The 485-nt window shown below is 37.9% G+C and carries 1 protein-coding gene; it reads left to right on the top strand.

Annotation, left to right across the window (positions count from 1 at the left end):
- Nucleotides 1-360, top strand: a 360-nt coding sequence (locus ACYVRA_RS08630; RefSeq protein WP_461252310.1) for an META domain-containing protein, incomplete at its 5' end; no start/stop codon positions are given.
- Nucleotides 361-485: the final 125 nt, after the last annotated feature.

The following is a 485-nucleotide window of genomic DNA, read 5'->3' as shown; positions in this document are numbered from 1 at the left end:
AAAACATGGTATGTGAATGAAGTAAGAATAGAAAATAAAATTATTAGCATTAACAGGGATAATAAACCCGTCTCAATTTATACTATCATGTTTAACACTGAACGCTTCGCCGTCATAGGCGCTCCCAACCATTTTTTTGGTTTATACGCCGCCAATGAGGGGCATACTATTTTATTTAAAAAGATCACCAGTACCCGCATGCATCCTATATTTGAGATGTATAACATTAAGGAACACGAATATTTATTGTATATAGAAAGAGCCACTCACTGGAAAATACGCGATGGAAAACTGGAACTGTATTCATCCAAAGAAGACGGTACTCAGGTGGTTTTAGCGTATTCAAATTTTAGGGAATAAAATCACACTAACACACAGCCGTATTTCCATGCGTCGGCGGTTTTTTCTACAACGGCGATAAGAGTTTCACCTCTAAAAACTGCCGCCGAAGAATTCGCCGCGTTATGTGTTAAAAGCGTATTATG

It is taken from the genome of Treponema sp. R8-4-B8, from assembly GCF_054786175.1.
Note: the sequence above shows the minus strand (reverse complement) of the source record. Positions and strands in the feature narration are given on the sequence as shown.